Origin of the sequence: Paraburkholderia sp. RL17-373-BIF-A (genome assembly GCF_046030175.1) — a bacterium.
Classification (GTDB): domain Bacteria; phylum Pseudomonadota; class Gammaproteobacteria; order Burkholderiales; family Burkholderiaceae; genus Paraburkholderia.
Genome location: NZ_JARESO010000514.1, coordinates 1 through 284 on the forward strand (window position 1 = coordinate 1; position 284 = coordinate 284).

General features: G+C 66.9%; 1 protein-coding gene. It reads right to left on the reverse strand.

The annotated features are described in order from the left end of the window. On the reverse strand, positions 1-284 hold a 284-nt coding region (locus P0D80_RS51595; protein ID WP_408296768.1), incomplete at both ends, for a hypothetical protein.

Sequence of the window (284 nt, forward strand, 5' to 3'; positions counted from 1 at the left end):
AGGTTGAAGCGGCGTCGATGCCAGCGAGCACGGGCTGCGAGCCCTGAAAGATTTCGTCGTGCAGTCCCACACGGATGGCCGACAGGTCCATGCCGGCGCTGATGCCCCGCGCCTGCTGTGCAGCCTGCTGGTGGATATTGTGCACCGTGCCCTCGCTGATGCCGACACCCAGCAGGTCGCGCATGAACTCCACCACGCCGCGTCGCGAGGCGCCGGCAATCAGGCTCAGCCCGAGTGTGACCTGCCTGAGCCATTGGCGGGTGACCGGCAGCGAGAACAGGACC